Origin of the sequence: Imperialibacter sp., assembly GCF_048007035.1 — a bacterium.
Taxonomy (GTDB): domain Bacteria; phylum Bacteroidota; class Bacteroidia; order Cytophagales; family Cyclobacteriaceae; genus Imperialibacter.
Genome location: NZ_CP180355.1, coordinates 6436825 through 6460279, shown reverse-complemented (window position 1 = coordinate 6460279; position 23455 = coordinate 6436825). Strand labels below are relative to the sequence as shown.

General features: G+C 44.2%; 22 protein-coding genes. 16 read left to right on the top strand and 6 right to left on the bottom strand.

Features of this window, described 5'->3' with window-relative positions; all coding sequences use genetic code 11:
* The first annotated feature begins 182 nt into the window (after positions 1-182).
* Positions 183-446 (top strand): hypothetical protein, encoded by a 264-nt coding sequence (locus ACMVP2_RS27390; RefSeq protein ID WP_339792489.1) that lies wholly within the window; start codon positions 183-185, stop codon positions 444-446.
* A 204-nt stretch (positions 447-650) separates the two neighbouring features.
* Here ACMVP2_RS27390 and can read toward each other — a convergent pair whose 3' ends face one another.
* The 3 genes from can to ACMVP2_RS27375 all read right to left on the bottom strand — a co-directional run bounded on the left by can (position 651) and on the right by ACMVP2_RS27375 (position 3476).
* Complete coding sequence (can, locus tag ACMVP2_RS27385) at positions 651-1292, bottom strand: carbonate dehydratase (RefSeq protein ID WP_339792491.1); 642 nt, start codon at positions 1290-1292, stop codon at positions 651-653.
* A 5-nt stretch (positions 1293-1297) separates the two neighbouring features.
* A complete protein-coding gene (locus ACMVP2_RS27380; protein ID WP_339792493.1) occupies positions 1298-2869 on the bottom strand; it encodes a SulP family inorganic anion transporter in 1572 nt (523 codons plus the stop codon).
* 91 nt (positions 2870-2960) lie between these two features.
* Entirely contained in the window at positions 2961-3476 is a 516-nt protein-coding gene (locus ACMVP2_RS27375) for a DUF2062 domain-containing protein (RefSeq protein ID WP_339792495.1), read from the bottom strand.
* Between the two features lie 391 nt (positions 3477-3867).
* Between ACMVP2_RS27375 and ACMVP2_RS27370 the strand changes: the two genes are divergently transcribed.
* From ACMVP2_RS27370 to ACMVP2_RS27325, 10 genes are all read left to right on the top strand, one after another.
* Positions 3868-4674: a hypothetical protein gene (locus ACMVP2_RS27370; protein WP_339792496.1), complete on the top strand. Its 807-nt coding sequence runs from the start codon at positions 3868-3870 to the stop codon at positions 4672-4674.
* 58 nt (positions 4675-4732) lie between these two features.
* Positions 4733-5737 (top strand): oxygenase MpaB family protein, encoded by a 1005-nt coding sequence (locus ACMVP2_RS27365; RefSeq protein WP_416865974.1) that lies wholly within the window; start codon positions 4733-4735, stop codon positions 5735-5737.
* Position 5738: 1 nt separating this feature from the next.
* Positions 5739-6143, top strand: coding sequence for a DUF2721 domain-containing protein (locus ACMVP2_RS27360; protein ID WP_416865973.1), 405 nt, complete (start codon positions 5739-5741; stop codon positions 6141-6143).
* A 32-nt stretch (positions 6144-6175) separates the two neighbouring features.
* Positions 6176-6793, top strand: a complete 618-nt coding sequence (locus tag ACMVP2_RS27355) for a hypothetical protein (RefSeq protein ID WP_416865972.1) — start codon at positions 6176-6178, stop codon at positions 6791-6793.
* The gene (locus ACMVP2_RS27350) at positions 6793-7905 is read left to right on the top strand and encodes a serine hydrolase domain-containing protein (RefSeq protein ID WP_416865971.1); all 1113 of its coding nucleotides are present in this window, start codon (positions 6793-6795) and stop codon (positions 7903-7905) included. The genes ACMVP2_RS27355 and ACMVP2_RS27350 overlap by 1 nt, the downstream gene beginning before the upstream one ends.
* A gap of 190 nt (positions 7906-8095) precedes the next feature.
* Positions 8096-8659: an RNA polymerase sigma-70 factor gene (locus tag ACMVP2_RS27345; protein ID WP_317492045.1), complete on the top strand. Its 564-nt coding sequence runs from the start codon at positions 8096-8098 to the stop codon at positions 8657-8659.
* Between the two features lie 57 nt (positions 8660-8716).
* Positions 8717-9655, top strand: coding sequence for a FecR family protein (locus ACMVP2_RS27340; protein WP_416865970.1), 939 nt, complete (start codon positions 8717-8719; stop codon positions 9653-9655).
* Between the two features lie 137 nt (positions 9656-9792).
* A complete protein-coding gene (locus ACMVP2_RS27335) occupies positions 9793-12396 on the top strand; it encodes a TonB-dependent receptor (protein WP_416865969.1) in 2604 nt (867 codons plus the stop codon).
* 3 nt (positions 12397-12399) lie between these two features.
* On the top strand, positions 12400-13257 hold the full coding sequence (locus ACMVP2_RS27330; protein WP_416865968.1) for a DUF4249 domain-containing protein: 858 nt from the start codon (positions 12400-12402) through the stop codon (positions 13255-13257).
* A 211-nt stretch (positions 13258-13468) separates the two neighbouring features.
* Positions 13469-13642 (top strand): hypothetical protein, encoded by a 174-nt coding sequence (locus tag ACMVP2_RS27325; RefSeq protein ID WP_193217756.1) that lies wholly within the window; start codon positions 13469-13471, stop codon positions 13640-13642.
* A 12-nt stretch (positions 13643-13654) separates the two neighbouring features.
* Here the strand turns inward: ACMVP2_RS27325 and ACMVP2_RS27320 are convergent, their stop codons facing one another.
* Entirely contained in the window at positions 13655-14935 is a 1281-nt protein-coding gene (locus ACMVP2_RS27320) for an N-acetylmuramoyl-L-alanine amidase (RefSeq protein ID WP_416865967.1), read from the bottom strand.
* 119 nt (positions 14936-15054) lie between these two features.
* Between ACMVP2_RS27320 and ACMVP2_RS27315 the strand changes: the two genes are divergently transcribed.
* The 3 genes from ACMVP2_RS27315 (at position 15055) to ACMVP2_RS27305 (ending at position 19032) form a co-directional block, all read left to right on the top strand.
* A complete protein-coding gene (locus ACMVP2_RS27315; RefSeq protein ID WP_416865966.1) occupies positions 15055-15735 on the top strand; it encodes a head GIN domain-containing protein in 681 nt (226 codons plus the stop codon).
* 207 nt (positions 15736-15942) lie between these two features.
* Positions 15943-18006, top strand: a complete 2064-nt coding sequence (locus ACMVP2_RS27310; RefSeq protein WP_416865965.1) for a carboxy terminal-processing peptidase — start codon at positions 15943-15945, stop codon at positions 18004-18006.
* Positions 18007-18027: 21 nt separating this feature from the next.
* Positions 18028-19032, top strand: coding sequence for an ABC transporter ATP-binding protein (locus tag ACMVP2_RS27305; RefSeq protein ID WP_416865964.1), 1005 nt, complete (start codon positions 18028-18030; stop codon positions 19030-19032).
* A gap of 3 nt (positions 19033-19035) precedes the next feature.
* On the opposite strand, the gene ACMVP2_RS27300 is transcribed toward ACMVP2_RS27305, so the two are convergent.
* The gene (locus ACMVP2_RS27300) at positions 19036-19851 is read right to left on the bottom strand and encodes a hypothetical protein (RefSeq protein ID WP_416865963.1); all 816 of its coding nucleotides are present in this window, start codon (positions 19849-19851) and stop codon (positions 19036-19038) included.
* Between the two features lie 582 nt (positions 19852-20433).
* Between ACMVP2_RS27300 and ACMVP2_RS27295 the strand changes: the two genes are divergently transcribed.
* Positions 20434-21033 carry a sigma-70 family RNA polymerase sigma factor gene (locus tag ACMVP2_RS27295; protein WP_339789271.1) on the top strand — a complete coding sequence of 200 codons (600 nt, stop codon included), beginning with the start codon at positions 20434-20436 and terminating at the stop codon, positions 21031-21033.
* 139 nt (positions 21034-21172) lie between these two features.
* Positions 21173-21946, top strand: a complete 774-nt coding sequence (locus ACMVP2_RS27290; protein ID WP_317492035.1) for an acyl-CoA desaturase — start codon at positions 21173-21175, stop codon at positions 21944-21946.
* A gap of 89 nt (positions 21947-22035) precedes the next feature.
* On the opposite strand, the gene ACMVP2_RS27285 is transcribed toward ACMVP2_RS27290, so the two are convergent.
* Positions 22036-23343, bottom strand: a complete 1308-nt coding sequence (locus ACMVP2_RS27285) for a DEAD/DEAH box helicase (protein ID WP_339789274.1) — start codon at positions 23341-23343, stop codon at positions 22036-22038.
* Between the last annotated feature and the right edge of the window lie 112 nt (positions 23344-23455).

Here is a 23455-nt window from a genome sequence, read left to right as displayed (position 1 = left end):
ATTATGGAGAAGGGTAACTTCTGAAATAAAATGTCATTCATGTAAGGTTTTTCCGTTTTGTTAATCTTTCCAATCAGGCGGTTGATCGAAAATATAGCCCTGGTCGTAGTAATAACGACAAGTAGCCTTTCAATAGCCATGGTTTATGCGTACCTTCGAAGAGTAATAAATGTAAAAACGAAGTGAAAAAAGTCTTTTTAGTTGTTTCTTTCTTAATGTTGGCCGGGTTTGTAAACGCAACACCTTCTCCTGAGAAGAGCGCAAAAAAAGCCTATTACACATCACCAATAAGAGAATTTAGAGGAGCTACCTTTTATCAGTGGAAGAATAACGACACTGTGAAAGTGATTAAGACCTCAACCTCTGAGGATAGTGGAAAGAAAGCCGTTGCAAAGACCGAAACAAACACCCCCGGTAAGCCTGTCGCCAGCAACCGCACCAATTAATGGCCGCTAGGTCGATTTCATTTTAACCTTCTTTACCCTGCTTTTGTGCTTGTCCTTTTTAGGATTGTAATAGCGGTGATGCACTTTCGGCTTCACAGTTTTTATATTGTAGGAATGGCTGGAACATCCCTGAAAGGAGGTAGCTAGTAGAAAAAAAGCCAGCATCCACATGCTGGCCCTCAGAAGAGATACCTTTCTGTACACTTATTTCACGTCGTCAAAGTCAAACATGTAGATGGGATCAAGCTGAGTATTTGGATCCATCCTAAATACTTCGTTTAAAATGCCATCTTTCAATCCATATACCCAACCATGGAGCATCGGACGCTGCTCCTTTTTCCAGGCCTGCTGCACTATCGATGTTTTGGCCAAATTATGGACTTGCTCAATCACATTAAGCTCCACCAGTCGGTCTGCTTTCTTATTTTCGTTGGGTAGCTGATCTATTTCCTCTTTGTGAATTCTGTATACTTCTTTTATGTTTCTCAACCATTTATTGATTAAGCCAAAGCTTTTGTTGGTCATAGCTGCTTTTACACCCCCACAACCGTAGTGGCCGGTCACAATAATGTGATCGACTTTGAGGTGCTCAACGGCATACTGTAAAACACTCAACATGTTAAGGTCGGTGTGCACCACCATATTGGCAATGTTTCTGTGAACAAACATCTCACCTGGCTCAGTGTTGGTGATTTCGTTGGCCGGCACCCGGGAATCGGCGCAACCAATCCACAAAAACTCCGGTGATTGTATTTCAGAAAGATGGTTAAAATAATTGGGGTCGGACTGAACACGTTCACGTGCCCACGCTTTATTTTCAAGTAACAGTTTTTCGTAAGGCTTCATGTGTACTATTTCTTAAACAAGTGATTGTAGCTCGTGGAAGACTTCTTCAGTTCAACCGTTATGTTTCTATTTTCTGATGTTTCAACGAAATCCTCGATAACTTCAGATATGTCGTTGTCGATAAAAATTGATTTGGTGCCATCAATTATCACGTAGGCTCCCTTGGGAATATTTTGTAATGTGGTTCTCAGGGCCGACTTATTAAGAAAAGTAACATCTTTGTTCAATTTCACCAGATAGTTAGCGTGATCTTCAGTGACAATAATTGCTTCATGGAAATTGCTCTTTATCACAAAGAACAAGCCGATGGCCATGCCAATAGAGATGCCAATAAGTAAATCTGACAACAGAATTGCTGCGATTGTAATCACAAATGGCAGGAACTGCCCCATTCCCTTTTGAAACATCGATCTGAACAATGATGGCTTGGCAAGTTTGAAGCCAATCATTATCAGTATAGCTGCAAGGGCAGCCAGCGGTATCAGGTTAAGGATATGTGGAATAACAACCACGCTGAGAAGCAGCAAAGCACCATGGATAATTGCCGACATTTTTGTGTGCGCCCCAGAATCTATGTTGGCGGAACTTCTCACAATAACGGCCGTTAGTGGCAGGCCTCCAATTAGTCCAGAGACCATATTACCAATGCCCTGCGCCTTCAACTCTCGGTTTTGAGGGGAGACCCGCTTGTAAGGATCCAATTTGTCGGTAGCTTCCAAACTCAATAGAGTCTCCAAACTTGCAATAATGGCAAGGGTAATGGCCACGACATAGATTTCCGGGTTGCCTAGCTGGCCAAAATCCGGGAACGTGAGCTCGTTGGCAAACTCACTCAGATTACCAATAATAGGCAACGAAACCAGATGGCTCTGACCGAGAGCCATGTCAGGGAAGAATTTGATGAAGAGCTGATTAACGCCTATTCCCAGGAGTACCACTACCAACGGTGCCGGAACGATAGAGAAGAATGCCTTTTTCTTGATACCAGGCCTGTCCCAGAGAAGAATAATAGCCAGCGAAATAAGACAGATAGCAATCGCACCCATGCTCAAATTTTGGAGGGCAGTGAAAATCTCGGTAAAGGTGTTTTGCCCGTCAGGTTGAAAAAATTCTATATCGCCCTCAGGATCCGAATCGTAGCCGAAAGCATGAGGTATTTGCTTCAGTATCAATATAAGCCCGATGGCAGCAAGCATTCCTTTGATTACTGCAGAAGGGAAGAAATTACCAATAACACCGGCTTTCAGAAAGCCCAGCAAGAGCTGGATAGCGCCTGCAATGACGACTGCAAGCAGAAACGACTCGAAGGAACCTAAATCATCTATAGCGTTGAGAACGATGATTGTTAGACCAGCAGCCGGGCCACTAACAGCGAGTTGAGATCCACTAAAGGAGGCTACCACTAAGCCTCCAACAATTCCGGCAATAACGCCTGAAAAGAGCGGTGCTCCAGATGCGAGCGCAATACCTAAACACAGCGGCAAAGCAACAAGAAAAACTACCAGGCCGGCAGGGCCATCGTATTTGAAGTGCCCGAAGATGTTAGGGCTTGAGTTTAAAGAATTCTTATCGGACATTGTTTACAGTTTGTGATTTTAATGATGCAAAGATGCAACAGGAAATACTTAAATATAGAAAATTTGTTGCAATCATTTGATAAGGGGTTGATTAGCCTTTTGAGTTGCGACCGTTGTCGCCAATTGAGCTGACCTTACTTTGCCTGCTTGTCAACACTCGCTTTGAAACCAAATAGATGATGAATGATGCCAGCGGGGCCAATAGCAGCCATCCCAGAAGCATATTGACCGCAATGAAAAGCAAGTCTCCGGAAATTTCTGCCAGACTATTGAGTGAAAAAGAAAACTCCCCAATTTTGTCGATGGATGAACCATTGATGGTAAACCCGGTAAAAGGCGCTCCTATATAGAAGTAAGGAAGCAGAAGGGCCAACTGTATAGGATAAACGATGTAATTAACTGCCTGGATAATAGCCATGTTCAACTTAAAGAACAGTGAACTGGCGGTGCAAAGAACCGTAGAAGTGCCTACTAGTGGAAAGACGCCCCAGAGAAAACCGAGACTGATTGACAGGGAGGCTTTCGAAGGCTCCATCCCTCCGGTTACAAAAGTATTTATCAGTGACTTTAGCCTGTAACGGAGATTTGTTTTTGTTTGATTTTGCATTAAATCTTACATGAGGCTGAATCGGAAAAAGATAGAAGAATTCTCCTCGTGGGTACGTAGCATCTTTGCTGAAAATATCAAAAAAGTGAATAACGCTCACACTTAAAGTAATACTTTAAATCAAATGTGAGACGAGCAAATCTAGGGATATTGGATGAATGCAAGTTTAATAAATGGTGAATATTTCATGTTAATTTGTTGACTGCGGGCTTTATTACATGTCGTAGATCATATTTTTTTGCCAAACTTTGCTTCTGTGCTATTTTTTTGATAATATTTCAAATCAGTAGCTAACTGGCCTGGTTAGTGGAATATTCGAAAAGTAATATTTTGATTTAATGACATTATAGGTTTTAGGAATCAGTGTAGAATTGTGTAACCAACCAACAAAATGAATGAAAACCTCGAGCTAAGGAAAAGTGCCATTGACAACCCAAAAGATTGGAGAGTATATAAGATAAGTGGTGTAGACAGGACAATAGTAGCCAGAAAAGGAGGGCCTTCTGCCAACGACATCAAAAGTAAAGAGTCATATCAGGAACTGAGGAACAATCAAAAGGAATTCGGTGTGGCCAGCATGATGGCAAGAACCATGCGCATGACTATGACTGGCGATTTGGGTGATATATGCGAAACCTATTCGTCGGGAAAACTGACTGCTAAATTCAGAGGCTTGGTGAAAGGTGTTGATGGCCCAACTGGTCGGCGCCCTTTAACTCCGAGTAAATATGGCAAGCAGGTAGAAGGCTTTGAATTCAACCCTGAATTTCCATTTGGCACTACTTTCTATCCGAAATACTTTGTCCACCCTGGGCAGGGGCGGGGACATGTCATTCTGCACTTTCCAGGTTTTGTTCCTCAGAGCAATATCGCCTTCCCTGCAGAAGCCACTCATTTCAAATTGACAGCAAAGTTGGTTTCTATTTCAGACTTTTATTTTGATGAAGAAGAAGCTTCTTACAGGCCATGCAATCCTGATCACCATGGCTTAACCGATTCATTTGAAAGCAACATGTTTCCCGATTTAAAAATAGCTATCCAGCCGATTACCGCCCAGCTCTCCATAGTTCCTCCAAAAGGACTGCCCGAAAAAGTGGGTGTATTTCTCCTAATGGGTGTGAAATTTTATAAATACGAGAATGCAAAATATACGTTCGTGAAGAATGGATCTTCATGTAAAGTGTTGAAATCTTTTTGATCTTTAGTTAACTAATAGGAAGCATGCAGGGTTATACCATCAACTGCATGCTTTTTTTATGGATTTAGAAAAATTTAGGCTCATTGGCGACCCTCCCGCCGACGCTGTTGTTGAAGTCATTCAACGAGATATGCCTGAGCTCTGGGCGTCGGACAAATGGAAGAACTTCTCTCGTAATAACCAGAAGCCCGACGATACCTGGCCAAAAGAGCTGATAAGGTTCATTAATCAAAATGAGGTATTGCCCGAAGATAGCCTGCCTAAGCGCTTGAAGCGCACTCAGGAATTTTTCTCCAAACATCAACCTTTGATTCTGCTCTGCCTTGGGCTTTATTCACTCCCGTACTGCTATGCCGCCGCCAACGGTGCTAAAGTTTTGTATCATTCCAAACGGCTTAGAGAAGCCCCCGGCAAGCGGCTCACCGAGACAGCCTCGTTTGTGCTTGATGTGTCTGAGCCTGGAGCGTTTGATGCCAATGGAAAGGGCCTTAGAAGTATTCTCAAAGTGAGGCTCATGCACGCGCTCACCAGGTCTTACATAAAGAATCAACCCTTTTGGCAGAACGATTGGGGGCTTCCCATCAACCAGGAGGACATGGCGGGAACAAACCTGGCGTTCTCGCTGATAGTACTGCGTGGCCTGCGAAAGTTGGGGGTTGACGTAAAGGGGGCAGAAAGTAAGGATTTTTTACAATACTGGAATCTGATAGGGTACCTGCTGGGGATTGAAAAAGAGCTCTTAAAGGGTAACGTAAAGGAGGCGTTGTTGCTTGAAAAGCAAATAGCAAAAAGGCACTTTACCAGATCTGTTGAGGGGATAGAGTTAGCTGCAGCACTTAGAAAGCACATAGAAACTGAAATGCGGAATAGTGCTATTCATTTGCCTGTTTCGGCTCTTATGGAGTATTTACTTGGGAGTGAGATCAGCGAAATGCTCAATATTGAAACTACTCCATTCGACAAGGTTGTTGCAAAATCTTTTGTTAGCTTAAGCAAAATTCAGCTACTGATCGGAAGAGATTTTCAATGGCAAAGACAAAAAATTGATAGCGTAAATTTGTGACATGCAATTAGAATTAAGCACACCGGCACTGTTGTTTCCAGCCATCACATTGTTGATTCTGGCTTATACCAATCGGTTTTTAGCAATTGCCAGCCTGATCAGAGGGCTTCACAAAAGACAAGCTGATTCCCATGGAGAAAACAATGTGCCCATCCGGGAACAAATTAAGAACTTACGGTTGCGGCTTTTGCTCATTAGGAATATGCAGGCGTTCGGCATTTTAAGCTTCCTTGGTTGTGTGCTTTCCATTCTATTCTTATACCTTGATAATAGCCAATTGGGAAACTACCTGTTTGTCGCAAGTCTCGTATTACTTTTGGTTTCCCTTGGGCTTTCGTTCTACGAGACACAGATTTCCACAAAGGCATTGAGCATTGAATTGAGTACCTTAGAGAAAGATGAGTAAGGGGGTAATAGAGTCACCATGTTTTTTAAACTATGAAAATCGGTTTTTTTGTTTTGATAATGTTGGCAGTGACTGGGCAGGCACTATCTCAGGCTGTTGATTCGCTTGCCGTTGATTCTGTCAAACTGCGAACGAAACAAATCAATAAACCGGCAAGAAAATATGGTGTTTGGGTTGCTGGCTATGTTGAACCCGCCTACCTCCGGAAGGCAAACGGTGTGAATCTTGGAGGTGGTTTAAGCTTTTTATTCCGCAGCCACTACCATGTTGGCGCTTACGGGTCTGTTTATATGGGAGATTACAATCAAAGACTGATTTTCCCTAACGAATTCAGTATGAAATACAGCCAAGCAGGCTTGTGGGCAGGATACAAAACAACATTGGAAAAGCCCTTTCAGTTTACATTTGATGCAAGAGTGGGGCAGGGGAAGGTGTTTTGGGAACGGCGGGACAATTTCTATAACATGTTCGAAGACTATGCGCTATTTGTGCAGCCATCCGCTGGCTGCGATTATAAATTCCTGCCTTTTGCCATCTTGCACGGCGAGGTAGGCTATCGATTGGTCAAAGGATTGGATATCCCCGAAATATCCGATGATGACTTCTCAGGACTCACATTGAATGTCATGATTAAAATAGGGCTATTTTGATGCGTCGAATCCACCTTCTTATTGTCGCCTTCTTCATGCTCCTTCCTCAGAGCTGCAAATGGAATGATGACGTACGGCCCGATGACTCACCATGGGGTTACGAAGATCCAAGGGTGTCGGGTTTCGATGAGCCTTTGCTTTTGGCATTAGACAGCCTTTTTGATGCGGGTCGCCTTGGCGGCATTGGCAGTATGCTTGTTTTGAAAGACAACAAGGTGGTTTTTGAAGACTACTATGGTTTCTACACAAGAGACTCGCTTCAGGGCATAGGAAGTATGGGTAACATCATTGTTTCTCTGCTGGTAGGTATTGCTATTGACGGCGGTTTCATTAAAAGTGTTGAGGACTCGGTTTACAAGTATTTGCCCGAACGCCAGGCGTATTTCGAAGCTGACCAACTAAAAAAGAGAATCAGATTCAAGGATATTCTCACCATGAAATCGGGACTTTCGTGGAACGAAACGCTGTCAGGAGTCAACTCCTCGTCCAATGATGTGAATGTGATAAAAACGGCTCCAAGTGCTGTGGAGTTTCTGCTTAAGAAGCCAATGGAGAGCATTCCAGGCCAAAGGTTTTCTCAGAATTCGGCGGGAAGCCTCATAATACTCGAGGCGCTCGAATCTGCTACTGGTTTGTCCGTCGACGAGATGGTGAGTGAGTGGCTCTTTAAACCTCTGCAAATCAATGACTGGACGGTGAGAAAAGATGACGTTGGGTTGAGTGACCTTTCGCTGGGACTTGCTATAAAGCCGCTTGATTTGTTGAAGATTGGAGATCTTATGCTCAACAATGGAAGCTGGCTCGGTAACCGAATTGTGAGTGCTAGCTGGGTCGAGTTGTCGACAAATACTCAGCATCGAATTTCCAGCTTTTCGGATATAGGGTATTTATGGTGGAGGTTTTCAGATGATAGCTCATGGTCAGTCTATTTTCCCGAGAATAAAACCTTCTATGCACTCAGCGATGAAGATCACTACATGTTTGTAATGCCTGAATACGACATGGTTTTTTTGCTCACCACCAAGGGACGAACATCCGCCAGCACCAACTTAGGCTACTACGTGCTCTCCAATTATTTACTTGCCACACTCCAACCAGACGAGGGTAGTTAGGGTCTTTCTATTTCAAATTGTTAAAAACAAATGAAGGCCCAATATTTTCTGATAGCCTTCGTTGAACTTATAAACATTAGGTTTGGTTGGTTGTTAAGGAAATGCCTCGTTTTACGGGGCTTTCCTTTTTTAGTATTCTCCGCCAATCGCTAATTTCGGCTGTATTTGTAGAGTTTTATAGATTTTAAAATTGAGCCAACTGCTTCCTGATAACTTATCTTCATTAGAAGTACTCTTCAAACAGCATTACACGGAATTGTGCCGTTATGCGCTGAAACTGACCCGCAATAACGAAGTGGCAGAGGAAGTGGTTCAGGAGGTTTTTGTGAACTTCTGGGAGAGGCGGGAAGAAATTAATATCAGCTATTCTGTTAAAGCCTATCTCGTAGCATCTGTTCGGAACAGGTCAATCAACTACCTCAAGCTTCAACTACCCAAAGAGTTGAAAAAGGAGGATGTGGATAATTTGAGCGAAAAGGCCGACTTGTCAGACCCGACCCAAATTGAGTACAATGAGCTATATTCAATTGTCCAGAAGGCGATTGATTTATTGCCGGAGCGATGCAAAGTTATTTTTGTACTCAGCAGAGAAGAAGGGCTTACCTATCAGGAGATTGCTGAAAAGCTGGAACTGTCAGTAAAGACAGTAGAGAATCAAATGAGCATAGCGCTCAAAAAGCTCAGAGTAAGTCTGAAGCCGTATGTTGATAAGCTGGGAATAATTTTGCTGGCCTTAATCGAAAACTTTTTGTAGATAGCTTGGGGGTTGAGATTAAAATCCTTGACATCTAATAGAATACACCTGATTATAATGCAACGAGACTTAGTCGAATATTTTAACGGTAAGGCAAAAGCCACTTCTAACACTGAGGAGGGCGTCGATGCTAATCATTCAGTTGAGCTTCAAGAGGCAATTAAGGTATGGGAGCATGCGTCCCTTGACACGTCTGCGTATTGCCCAGATGTCGAGTGTGCCTGGAGTAAAGTGAAGAGTAGACTTACTGAGGAAAAGAAGGTGGTTGCTTTAAGGTACTTCTACTGGGCTGCGGCGAGCCTTGCTTTTATCATTGGAAGCTATTTTGTGTTTCAATCCACTTTGACTAGTAAGGTTTTTTCCGAAACCGCTATAGTTAATGCCGATGAGAAGGTAAAGGAGATTACGCTGCCTGATGGCTCCCTAGTTTGGCTCAATGCCAATGGCCAGGTATCTTATTCTGAGGATGAACCAAGGAAAATAGAATTGAAAGGAGAAGCCTATTTTAAGGTAGCTCACGATGCTGAGCACCCTTTTGTTGTGGAGTCGAACGGTTTGACTGCAAAAGTGTTGGGTACGGAGTTTAATATGAAAAACACGAAAGAAGGTGTCAGGCTTGCAGTGATCGATGGAACTGTTGAGGCCTCTGCTCTTGAAAAGATTCTTACCCTCCAGAAAAATCAACAAGTGGACGTTGTAGTGAAGGATAATGTCATTAGAAGATCTGACATAACCGATATGAATTTCCTTTCCTGGAAAACAGGCATGATGACTTTTTCTAATCGGCCACTGGATAAAGTACTGAAACAAGTACAAGATCACTACCAGGCTAAAATCACACTGGGCAATGAAGCATTGACGGAGTGCAAGGTAAGTGTAACCCTTGATAACCTCAGCCTTCAGGAAAGTCTGAACGTGATAGCCACGCTACTGAATGGATCAGTGGAGCAAAAAGGTGATTCATATGTAATTCTTGCAGAGCCCTGCGAGAATTAGAACCGGGAACTTCCAACCTCTTTTTTTATTTATTACTCCTATAGTTACCTTTTATAGACGAAACATGTCTTTATTTAGAGGTCGCTTTCGGGAGTATGCCAACGTTTTTACGAGTCTGTTTTATTTTTAACCTTTGCTTGCTGTCGGCAAGCTCAGCATTAGTCGCTCAGAGTCACTCTGACGTGGTTGTGCGGGTGCCTGATGGCCAAACGAGCCTTTCTGTCGGGCAAGCTTTGCGCCTGATAGCTGATCAAACCTCCTATAAGCCCTCCTATGTTGACCAGTTGATTCCTTTCGACAAGAAGATCAAAGTCAATGGCAATACTATTTTGCTGGATGATTTGCTCGATAAGATAGTGTATTCTGAAAATCTGAAGTATCAGTTTGAAGGCAACCTAATCTTGCTGATAGCCGTCAAAAAAAACACACCACTGAAGAATGACAACGTCACTATGAATGGTCAGGTGAGTGAGGCCAGCACTGGCGAGGCCCTGATTGGTGCCACAATCTGGATTGATTCTCTTAAAACCGGATCGTCTACCAACGCCTATGGCTTTTTCTCCCTCTCATTGCCTAAGGGAATGTATGATGTTCGTGTCTCATTTGTGGGTTATGAGCCAATCGAGACCAGGTTGGCTTTGGCGGAGTCGATAGAACAAAACTTTTCACTTAAGTCAGCAAAGGCCAATTTGCCCGAATTGGTAGTTTCTCCGAAAGATTTTGACATTTTGCTGACCACTAAAAACACTGGCTATCACAAGATAAGCCGGAACATCTTCGGAAAGATTCCCTATTTTCTCAGCGAAGTGGATGTGCTACAGGGAGCCTTGTTGCTTCCCGGCATCAGGAACGTGGGCGAGGATGCTACAGGAATTAATGTCAGAGGTGGCTCGGCTGACAATAACCTGATCCTGCTGGATGAGGCCGTCATTTTCAATACATCTCATTTTTTTGGACTAGTGGGCGTTTTCAACCCTGAGGCTATCAACGACATAGAAATATATAAAGGTGATATACCGGCGTCCTACGGCGGCAGAACGTCTTCAGTGGTGAGTGTGCGGCAGAGGGAGGGCAACAAGGAACGATTTGCCTTTTCTGGAGGGGTTGGGCTTTTGTCAGGCAGGCTGGTGGCGGAAGGGCCCCTTGTAAAAGGGAAAAGCTCATTCCTGACATCGGTGAGGTCGTCATTGTTTAATATCAATTATGAGCTGGGCGACAACAATGTAAGGAGGAGTACGCTGAACTTTGCTGATTTCAATATGAAACTCAACTACGATTTGAACTCAAAAAATAAGGTGTATCTATCGGGCTATGTTGGGAAAGACCGGAACAAGATTGGAGAAACATTTCAGCGAACCTGGGGCAATAGTGCGCTGATTGCCCGATGGAACCACATTTTTGGAAACCGTCTGTTCAGCAATCATACATTCACGCTGAGTGAGTACAGCTATAAAACGGAAGATCCTTCCGAAATTTCCAATTTCATAGGAACGTCTTACATCTTCAACTACGCCTTTAAGTCCGATTTCAATTTTTATTCAAACCCCGATAATACCTACAATTTTGGCTACTCATCGATTATTCACAGGCTCAATCCCGGAGACAGAATACCCCTTACGGAAGACGCCTCGGTGGTGGAAATAAAACTGAGCTCGGAGCACGCCGTGGAGCCTGCCCTGTATGGTAGTTGGGAGAAGAAGTGGAGCAGGCGGATTGAAGCGGTGGCAGGAGCAAGGTGGTCTCGTTTCTATTACCTGGGGCCGGCAAATGAGTATATTTACGTAAACGGATTACCAAAAAGCAGGACATCGATTGTCGACACCCTGCAGTATAAATTCGGTCAAATTATCGATTTTTATGAAGGGTTGGAGCCCAGGCTTGTTGCGAGCTATAAATTAAGCGAAGCCTCAATACTTAAAGCCAGCTATAACAAAAACTATCAATACATCCACAGAATTACTAATAGCATTTCACCCGCACCTACTGACATATGGAAACTCAGCGACAGGTATATTAAACCAGAGGTGTCGAATCAATGGACATTGGGCTATTACAGAGATGTGTTTAATGGGAACCTGGAAGTCTCGCTGGAAGCATATTTCAAGTCGCTGTCAAATACAATAGCGTTTAAGAATGGTGCCGACTTACTATTAAATGAAACTATTGAAACAGAGGTGCTTACCGGAGTGGGAAGGGCCTATGGTACTGAGCTACTGGTGCGGAAACCCGAGGGAGTGCTTCGTGGCTGGGTAAGTTATACCCTGTCGAGAGCAGAGACGCAGATAAAGGGAGCAACGGTGGAAGAAACACTCAATGATGGTGATTTTTTCCCCAGCGACTATGATAGGACCCATGATGTTTCAGTGGTCAGTATTTATGACGAAGGCAGGCAGTGGAGCTTCTCTGCTACGTTCAATTTCAGCACAGGGCGCCCCGTAACCCTGCCAGACGCAAAATATGTTTATGATGGCGTGATAGTGCCCAATTTCTCAAAACGTAATCAAGGCAGGCTTTCCGACTACCACAGGTTGGATGTGTCGACAACTTACGTGAGCAGGAAAAGTCTCGACAGGAAGTTTAAAAGTAGCTGGACGTTTTCCATCTACAATGTATATGCCAGGAGGAACGCCTATTCTTACCTTTTCAGACAAAGCGCTCTGGACCCCAGCCAAACGGAAACCATCAGGTATTCTGTGCTGGGCACAATCATTCCCTCAGTTTCATATAATTTTAAATTCTGACGGATGAGAAAATCAGCCCTGCTATTTGTTGTTTTAACCTCTTTTCTGCTTCAGGCTTGCGAGGATCCCATCTCAATCGACCTGCCATCCGGTAGCACTTATCTGGTGGTTGAGGGGTGGATTACTGATCAGCCTGGCCCTTACCGTGTCAGGCTTTCGCAGACGCTGCCATTTGATTCTCCTGAAACAAACCCAAAAATATCTGATGCAAAGGTATACATCACCTCTAAGGGAGTTAACTACTTTTTGACCGAAAACTCAGAAATTCCTGGTGAGTATTTAACGGATTCGGCGGAGTTTGTCGGCACTCCGGGTGTCAATTACAAATTGGTGATTGAATGGGAGGACAAGATCATTATTTCAACCGAAAACTCTTTTAAAGCAGCTCCACCGATCGACACACTTACTTACTCTTTCGTGCCAAATATTTTTGTACCCGAAACTTTGTCATTTACCTCAGGCTATTTGGTGACGGGCTTCGTGTCGGATCCGGCCACTGAGAATGACTACTACAGATGGAAAGTGTCAGAGAATGGAATATCTTATGACAGAGCTGAAGACTTGATTTTGATCACCGATCGTTTTTTTAACGGAAAGAAATTCGGTTTTGAGCTGTCAAGCCTGTTGTTTCAGGTAGACGACACCATAACTGTGAGTCAATATACAATTGACGCCGCCGCCTTTGAATACCTGAAAAACCTTAATACACAGGCTATTGGCCTCGGGAAGTCGACCAGCACACCACCCTCGCTGGTTAGGGGAAACTTGAAATATCTGAACGATGATGGGGGAGTAATACTTGGCTATTTCGGCATGAGTAGCGTGTCCAGTGCGCAGGTCATCATCAAAAAAAATCAATAAAGTCATTCTTTTTTTAAAACAGCATGGGGGTAAACCGTCTTTTTGTTGACAATAAGTAGAGGAAGGTTACTACACGCAGCACTGCTTTGCGCATGTAGGCTTCTTCGCCTGACTGGATCAGCCAGGAAAAAAAGTAACAAAAATGGGGGGTAGCAACGTTAAGAGCTAATGTTGCTTTCCTGAAAAGCAAAGACTTATAATTATTATTGCCATGCTATTAGATAACAAAATTTCGGAAGGACTTCTCAAATTGCTAAAAACAAAAGAAGTAAGACATTTTAATAAGGCAAAAGATGCTTTTCTGGACGAGGAGTCAAGAGAGCTGTACTTCAGGCAGTTTTACCTTGCTCAGGTTCTTGAGTTGGCTGAGGTGAAAGCTCATTGAGAGCGTAAGTACTTATCTTAGAATTATTTTTTTGTATTGAGGGAGTTCATTTTTTAGTTTGAACATCATCACGTAAACTCCGGGTTGAAGAAAAGAGGTCACTGCACGGTACCCATTAAGGCCCTCGTTGATTAGTCCAATGGACTGTTTTTGTCCACTCATTGTCACCAAATCAACAGCTTCAAGTTCCGTTTCCTCTGGCAGTTCAATGAGCACATCTCCTTCGCTTGGGTTTGGATAAAACGTAACGGTGCTTACTACCAGCGGATCACTACAAGCCTGCAAATTTGCAAAGACGTCCTGCCTTATGGTTTCAAGCCGTTCAAATACTTTGTCGCCGGGGCATTGTGTAGCACAGCCCTGCCTGTGTCCTGCAATGGTATTTAAATCGCCGTTTAATGGATGAGGCGAGCTTCCCAGCACGTCCAGCATGTCTTTGGAGGCTTTCCATGTGAGCAGTGCCTTCAGTGCAGAAATGGCCTCTTCCTTCGGCTCTGTGCTACTATAGTCGCCCATCATGCAAACACCCATGGTGGTAGAGTTTTTTCCGCAAAAATGGGCTCCAAGCACAAGGTCTTGCTCTCCATCTTCGGGATCCCTACCCTTAAAAATAGTGCCATCAGGGGCAATCAGGTAGTTGTAGCCGATGTCGGACCAGCCGTTTACCTGCGTGTGATAGATATAAATGTTTCGAACCACATTATAATAATCCGTAAGCGAATTGGAGGTGGCAGAATGATGGACAATGAGGTGTTCCGTCTCGGTATAACTCCTCGAATAAGAAGGGGCAGAAAGGCCCTTTCGCCATTCGCATTGATCGACGCTTTCGGGCTCTTCGCAGCTGCCTGGCATTGTGATCAACGGTTTGAGCTCACCGGCTGTGCGGGCAGAAGATGGTAACTCACCTGCATTAATGTAATAGACTGAAAATGACTCGCTCACGTTGGGTAGTAGCAATCTTGCACTTTGCCTGGGAAAGTCGAAGATGACAGGAAGACTCTGTAGCTCTCGGTCTAAGTCGGCGTGCTCATCAAGCTCAATGGGGTAAATGCTGCCGTCGGCGACCAGGGAAGAGTTTTCGAAAGTATCCGTGCCTGATATTTTGACCACCAACGAAGTGAAATATTTTTCGCCTGATGAAAGCTCATATCCCCCTTGATCGTTGGGGGTTAATGTCTGTACCGAAAGCTCGGGGCTTACTTCTAATATCCTACTGTTGTTTCCTGCAGGACTCTGGGCCGACAAACTTCCAGCCACCAGAAAAACAACGGACAACACACAAAATCTCATCATTAATTAGCCGGTATAACTTCTTTCCTCATCGAAACGAAAAGTTTTTCAAACAATTGCAACCCCTGTCCTAAATTTCGGTCTTTCACCAAAGCACTAATTAACGAAACTATACTGCACACATGAAACATCTTATAATACTACTTTTTGCCGGGCTCATTTCTTTTCAGGTAAATGCCCAGATGAAGGAAACCAGAAAGCTAAAGTCTTTCAACCAATTATCCGTTTCTCAATCTATTGAGGTCGAGTTGGTTAAGGGCAACGAAGAAAGGGCTGAAATCACTTCCGACGAGGTTGATCTTGAAGACATTTTGACTGAGGTGTCGGGCAGTAAGCTGAAGATACATCTTGATGGGTGGAACAGAAACTGGAGGGGCAGTATAAAAATCAGGCTGACCTATCGGGAACTTGAAGGGGTGTCAGTAGCCTCGTCAGCCAGAGTCACTGCCGAAGAAACTATTAATGCAACTTCTTTTTATGCCGATGCCAGTAGCTCAGGCAGAATGTCGTTGGCGGTAAATTGCAGTGACCTTGAGGTGGATGTGTCGAGCAGTGGCCGGGTGACACTTCGTGGCAGGGCCACTTCTCAAGAAATAGATGGGAGTAGCTCTGGCTACTACGATGGCTTTGAATTGGAAAGTGAAAAGGTGAGGGCCGACGTCAGCAGCAGCGGGAAGGTGAATGTGTCGGTAACCAGGGAGCTAATGGCAGATGTTAGCAGCAGCGGCAGAGTTACTTACAAGGGAACGCCTGACCGGCTGATTGCCGACCAAAATAGCAGTGGCAAAGTGGTTAGGTATTAGCCACCACAAACAAATAATGATATTTAAAGCAGGGAAACCTGCTTTTTTTGTTTTTAAATAATACTTTTCAGAAATTCTTTGGGCTATATATGCCGGATTGAAAAAGTAAGCAGCCAAAACTGTTTCCCGATCATGGAAATATTTCTTTTCTAAAGATCATTCTGGCCTAATTTTCGTTGGATACATTATTATTGACAAAACAAAATTATGAATAAAGCATCATTCCTATGGATCGCCCTTTTGTTTATGCTATTGGGCACAGGTATTCAAGCTTCAGCCTCAAGAGCCGAAGTTATTGCTGACACAACAAAGCTGATTGTACCAAATGCAGAACACGGCAAAGAGGCACTCCTCATTACTCGCCTGCTTCTCCAGAATCATTACAGAAAAACACCGCTGAATGACTCTCTCTCTAATGTGATATTCAACAACTATATCACCAATCTGGACAACAACAGGATGTACTTCGTCGCATCCGATATTGAATATTTCAAGCGCTACAAAGATTATTTCGATAATTATCTGCTTACCGGAAATATCGATGTGCCATTTCAAATGTTTAGGTTGTATCAGGAAAGAGCCCTGGATCGAATCAGCAAGGTGAATAAGATATTGGAGACCGAGCCTGATTTCACCTCAGATGAGATGTTTACACCAGATCGGGAAAAAGAGCCTTGGGCTAAGTCGTTTGACGAGTTGGACGAATTGTGGAGAAAGACCATCAAATACCAGGCGCTGGGATTGAAGCTTGAAGGCAAGGAGTGGAAAGACATCAAGACCACCCTGGCAAGCCGTTATGGACGCTATCACAAAATGATTGAACAGTATAACAGCGAAGATGCTTTTCAGATGTTCATGAATTCATTTACCGAGGCTTTTGACCCACATACTAACTATTTCTCGCCCATCACATCGGAGAACTTTCAGATTGATATGGCACAATCCCTTGAGGGCATTGGTGCAAGGCTGACCCAGCAAATGGACAATACACAAGTGTATGAGGTGATTCCTGGCGGGCCGGCTTATAAGAGCAAACAGATTTATAAAGACGATAAAATTGTAGCGGTGGCTCAGGGAGACAAAGAAGACTTTGTTGATGTAATCGGCTGGCGCCTGGATGATGTCGTTCAGCTGATCAGAGGACCGAAGGGAACAGTTGTTCGTTTGAAAATTGTTCCTCACGATGCACCTGATGGCTCTTTGCCCGTTGAGCTACGTCTTGTAAGGGACAAGGTGAAGCTGGAGGAAGAAACAGCCTCTAAAAAGATTGTGCCTTATACTGAAGGCGGGACGACCTATAAGCTTGGTGTGATTACTCTGCCGTCTTTTTACTTTGACTGGGAGGGAGCTCAAAAAGGGGAGAAGGACTATAAGAGTGCTACCAGGGATGTGAAAAGACTCCTCGCTGAGTTGGAGGCTGATGGTGTAGACGGCGTGATGATGGACCTGAGGTTCAACGGAGGTGGTTCCCTTCAGGAAGCCATCAACTTGTCTGGTCTATTCATTTCTAAGGGGCCCGTAGTGCAGGTAAAAAATGCAGATGGATCAATTGACGTGGGAACTGATAAAGATAGTGAGATAGCCTATAATGGGCCATTGGCAGTTTTGGTCAATAGATTTAGTGCATCGGCTAGCGAAATTTTCGCCGGCGCCATTCAGGACTACAAAAGAGGCATCATCATTGGCGAAAATTCTTTTGGCAAAGGCACAGTGCAGCAGCTTGTCGATCTTGACCAGTTTTTGCCACAGGAAACTGCCAAACTCGGGCAGGTAAAGCTTACGTTGTCCAAATATTATAGAGTCAACGGGAGCAGCACGCAGCACCTGGGCGTGAAGCCTGATATCGAGTTCCCATCTGCCTATGATGCGGACAGCTTTGGTGAAAGCTCGCAGCCAAGCGCTTTGCCATGGGACCAAATCAGAAGCTCAAGTTTTACGCCAGTAAATAAAATCGACAGCAAGCTAATAGAGCAACTTACTCGCATTTATTCGCTTGACTTGCAGAACAATGCGGAGTTCAAAGAGCTACAGTACGACATAGAAGAAGCAAAGAAAGCACGCTCGAAAAATGAAATTTCGTTGAACTACAACATAAGAAAGGCTGAAATCGATAACGTGAGAGCAGCCAGGGAGTCCATCAGAGACCTTAGTACTCAGATAAACGACTCAGAGGTGAAAGAAGCTGGCACAGATAGAAAAGAACCGAAAGACGTCTATCTCGACGAAAGCCTTAAATTATTGGCCAACTTGATTAAAATTCGATTGGGTTAAAAAAATGAAATACCTTTGGGCATGCCCGAAGGTTTGGAAGTTAATACATGCAGTGTAAAGTACCCCGGGGTTGAAACAAGAGCGCTTTCGAAGCTTAGTTTCAAGCTGCCCCGGGGTTCTTTTTTGGTCATTTCTGGCGCCAGCGGGTCCGGCAAAACGACATTGTTGCGATCGATAGCTGGCCTGGTGGATTTAAGCGATGGAAAAATCACCTGGGGGGGTAGTCTTATCCAGGGCCCCGTCGACCGGTTAGTTCCTGGCTATAACCATATAAAGCTTATTACCCAGGAATTGGAGCTACAGGAGAAGATGACGGTGAGGGAAAACCTAAGGCATGCTCTGAGGGCCTTCAGCGATCCGTACAAATCGGAAAGAGTAGAAGAACTTATTAAAATCTGCCGACTAAAAGACCTGGAAGAGCGGAGGCCGGATCAGCTGTCGGGCGGGCAGAGGCAAAGAGTGGTGTGGGCTGTTAACCTGTCCGATGAACCAGAGCTGCTGCTACTGGATGAGCCGTTCAGCCACCTTGATGTGATGCTTAAGAGCGAGATGACGACTGTTTTGAAGCAGATTCACCGGGAACTCCGCATCACCGTTATTATGGTCACACACGACCCGGCAGAAGCACTTTCCCTGGCGGACAAGATACTTCTTTTAAGGCTGGGCAAAATGGACATGTTGGCGACCCCAAAGACAATGTACAACCAGCCAGCCACGGCCTATGGAGCTGCTTTTTTCGGAGAGGCAAACATCTTTACCAGAAAAAACCTGGAATCAATAGGAGTGAAATCCTGTGAAGCAAACGGCAAGTGGATGGTTCGGCCGGAAGATGTGGCGTTAGAGGCGGAAGGAAGAGGGGTGGAAGCTACGGTAACCGACGTACAATTCCGGGGCTTTTATTACATGATTCATTTGAGAACATCGCAGCATTTAGAGATAAAGGCCATTCTCAACAGAGCTTTGAAAACAGGTTCCAAATGGCTCGTGAAATGGCCTGTCTCCAAGCTTCATCATTTGAAAAAATAACTATTAATTGCCTTTATCGATCTCGGCTGTTTCAGGCTTTTGAAATAAGGCAGCATCCGGAGCTCCTTCCTGAAAGGACACATCTGTTATTAAAGTAGCGCCTCGTTTGTCTCCAAGAGAATCGTTTTCCCATTTGTAGGAGGTCCATTTTTTAGGAACCTTTAAGCCATTAACCGTTTGCCATTCATCGTAAACCATGGCGTTGAATTTGCCGGCATTAACAGCATCAAAATACGTAACAGAGTAGTTGATCATGCTAAGCAAATGATCTGACTTTCTGAACCATAGGATATATTGATCGTCAGGCGACTCACCCACATTATCGCTAAAAGAAATGCTGATCCTGCTATAAGCCACTCCATCAAATGTGATATCTTGTAAAGCGGTGTAATTCACCCCTGGGTCGGCGACCACAAAAGGAAGGGAAAAGAAATAGAATACAAGATTATGGTAAAAAGTGGCTGACGAACCTGGGTAGGCTGCCAGGTTTGGGCTAACCCAAACGTCCTGCCCATCAAAACCCATTGTGAAGGTGCTGTCTGTAGTGATGAGTACTTTTCTGCTATTCAGGTCTATCAAATGGTCTTCTGGAATATTTTTGGAGGCCACTGTATAAGTCAACGTGCCATATTTCACCCACTCTTCAAGGCCACCATGGGCCTTAAGGCCTTCCTGAAGCGCAGGAGGCATTTGCTGAATGCGAGCAGTGATTGATTCGTCGCTCGAAGACGGCCTCTTTTTTGTCTCACAGGATGCAACGAGAAGTGATACCCAAATACCGAGGGCCAGTGTAGTTGTTTTATTGATGGCTATGTACATGAAGCAAAGCTAGGATGAAACCTTGATTGAGAAAGTAAACCAGAAGACAATTGTGGATATCATGTTGATATAATCGTGAACAACAGGGACTCAGGTGTTGATAATCCCGTGTATAAGTTGTTGAAAAGTGCGTACTTACGCAGTTGCGTTTGCAAATTTTTATATGGAAATTCAATACATCAAGTGAAAGATAGTTTGCTGAGCCAGCAGGGCTCAGGGAAGAAAAAGGAAAGTCGAATGATCGGCGTACTTTGAATCTTGTCGAGCGTAGTGCCACCCAGGTGACGTTGCGATTGAGGCGAATGAACAATAGCTTGACGTTTTTCACTGGTTAAGGCTGGTGAAAAATGAAACGGGCAGCGGATGACTAATCCCTGCCCGTTTTGCTTTTTTTGGGCCTGATCGGCTGCCCACTTGCCATTCGCTCGCCATCATTTTCCCCAGCGCACATTAATCCAACCTTGTCAAATACCGTACGAAATTGCACTTTATTGCTCTTTCGATTGTTCAGAAGGTAAATAATCGAAAACAAATAGTGCTAACTAAGGGTATTGACTTTACCTTTGCATATAATTTAAGAAATTGAATCAGGCTCAAACGATAACGCTTTACCAACCTCTACTTCACAGGCTCGCCATGAAGATGGTAGGCTCATGGCAAGATGCTGAGGATATTGTGCAGGACACCTTTTTGAAGTGGTTGACACTCGATCAGGAGAAGATAAAAAACACAAAGGCCTATTTGATTAAGTCGGTGACCAATAGCTGCATCAATCATCTCAATTCGATCAAACGAAAGAAGAACGAATATCTTGATGCCATTAACCCAATGGAGTTTGTTGAGAAGCTGGAAATTTCTCATATCGACATAGAGCACGAAATTTCCACTGCATTGGCAATGTTGCATAAAAAGTTGGAGCCTGTGGAGAGAGCAGTGTACCTGCTGAGGGAGGTGTTCAATATTGAGTACGACGAACTTCAGCAGATTGTCAATAAAAAGAAAGAGAACTGTCGCCAGTTGTTTTCCAGAGCTAAGGAGAAACTGGCAATAGATACCAGCAAGATAAATTTCGATATGGTAAGCTCAGCCCAGCTTATCGAAAGTTTCAAGAAAGCCTGCTCATTTGGGGAGCCCAAAGAGCTCATTGAGGATTTGAGACTTGAGATCAGCCAAAAGGCTTAGTTGGCCAGGTAAATGGCTATGTTGCCACTACGAAAAAAAATATTTTATTAATTCTGTCACAAATTAAATTTGACTTTGTCTTAAGGGAATAGATCACAAACAGGTCAAATCTAAACCGTAAAAAAATACTACTAACAAGATGGAAGTTATCATACCCTTTTTTATTGCCCAGTGGTACTTGTCATTGTTCTTTCAAACGTTCTTTCTACATCGGTATGCAGCGCACGGTGCGTTTACGATGAGTAAGTTCACAGAGAAAGTATTCTTTGTACTTACCTGGATATTTCAGGGGTCAAATTACTTGAGCCCTTACGGCTATGGTGTGATGCACAGGATGCACCACGCTTTTGCCGACACAGAAAATGATCCTCACTCTCCAAAGTATGATGAGACCATTTTCAAGATGATGTGGAAAACAAAAACCATTTACTCAGATATTGCCAGTGGAAGAGTAGTGCCGGAGAAGAGATTCACTGAAGGCGTTGCAAAATGGGATGCCTTTGATAAATTCGCTCGTTCATGGTATTCAAGAGTGTTTTGGGGTGCGTTATATGTAGGAGTGTACTATTTGTATGCTGATGCATGGTGGTTGTGGTTGTTTCTGCCATTGCAGTTTATTTTGTCGCCTATTCATGGAGCGATTATCAACTGGTTTGCTCACAAATATGGATACAGAAATTTTGAGGTTGGCGACACTTCCAGGAACTTCTTGCCCGTAGACTTTCTGATGATGGGCGAAAGCTATCACAATAACCACCACAAATACGGGAATCGTGCAAATTTTGGTGGCATTCGCTGGCATGAAATAGATCCAACTTACTATATTATCAAGCTGCTTGATAAAATGGGTGTAATAGAGATCAAACCTCACAAGGCGGTATCACTTGCTGACGCCAAAAAGGCAGCTGCTTAAGTCATATTCATTATATCTGCAAAAGAAAGGCCCGCTGCGAAGCGGGCCTTTCTGTTTTTATTCACAGTGTTTTCTGTTTCGTACTTTTTCTAAAGTACCGAGACCCTGACCTTTACCTTCTTTATTTTTTCTCCACTCACTTTGATGGCAGTTTTTACAGCTTTCTCTCTATTTACAGCGGCATAGGCAGCCTTGTCGGTTACATCTATTAAGCCGATGTCTCCCTTTTCCAAAAGACCTTTTTTGAAGAGCAGACCAACAATATCTACTTTATTGATTTTATCCTTTTTACCGGCCGAAAACTCAAGTGTTGACCAGGTGGGGGCTGGGGGAGTAAGCAGCGTTTCCGGCAGGTTTACCAGTTGAGGCTTTTTGGCCAGGTACTTTGGTGGCTTCTCCGATTGAAGCAGCAAAAGGTAAGAGCTGCCAGAAGCATTCATTCTGGCCGTTCTGCCATTCCGGTGGATGAAGGCTTCCTGCGTTTGAGGAAGCTGGTAGTGTATCACGTTTTCAATTTCGGCGATGTCAAGCCCTCTGGCCGCCAGGTCTGTAGCGAGCAATACGTTGACGCTGCCGTTGCGAAACTGAGCCAATACCTTTTCACGGGCGTCCTGCTCCAGCTTTCCATGATAGGTTCTGTGTTCCACACCTTTGACGGACAACAGCTCGCCGATCCTGTCAACGGCTTCTCTGTGGTTGCAAAATATCAAACTTTTCTTGCTACCCAGAAGACACAGGAGCTTGAAGAGGGCATCAAGCTTGTCGTTACCCTCGGCCACTACCATTTTTTGATCCAACTTGCTTTCCTTGTTTTCATACCTGGTGGTGAAGTCCAGCGTATAAGGCGCAGACATTTTAAGAAAAGAAGGGATTTTGACAGCCTGCGTGGCAGAAGTTAGAAACCTTGTTCTAAGGTTGGTGAGATGTTCAAGTATGCTTGACATTTCACCTCCAAAGCCCATTTCTAGCGACTTATCGAACTCATCCAGAATAAGGTGCTTAATACTCGTTGTTTCGAAAGCCTCTTTTGTGATCAAGTCGAGCAGCCGCCCTGGCGTGCCGATAGCGATAGCTGGGGGGTTGCTGAGGTTGTTCAACTCTGTTCTGAGTGAATGGCCTCCATAGAAACTATTGACACGGAAGCCGCTACCCATTCCCCTGGCTACTTGTTCGATTTGGATAGCAAGCTCCCTCGAAGGTGCGATGATTAGTGCTTGCATCCCCTGCTGATCCTTTACCAGGCGTGGGAGAAGGGAAAGTAGGAAAGCCAGGGTTTTGCCAGAGCCTGTGGGGGAAAGTAAGATGAGCTCTTTTTCTTTTCCAGCGGCCTTTATTGTAGCCTCTTGCATTTCGTTGAGCTTAGAAATGCCCAGATTGCTTAAGTATTGATCGATCATTTTGAGATTCTTGAGCACAAAGGTAGTTGATATAAAACTTAGTTGCGGATTTTCCTGTGCACATTGGCAAGCAAGCTGAAAACCCTGTCTCAATGTTAGCTGGGCCGGAGGG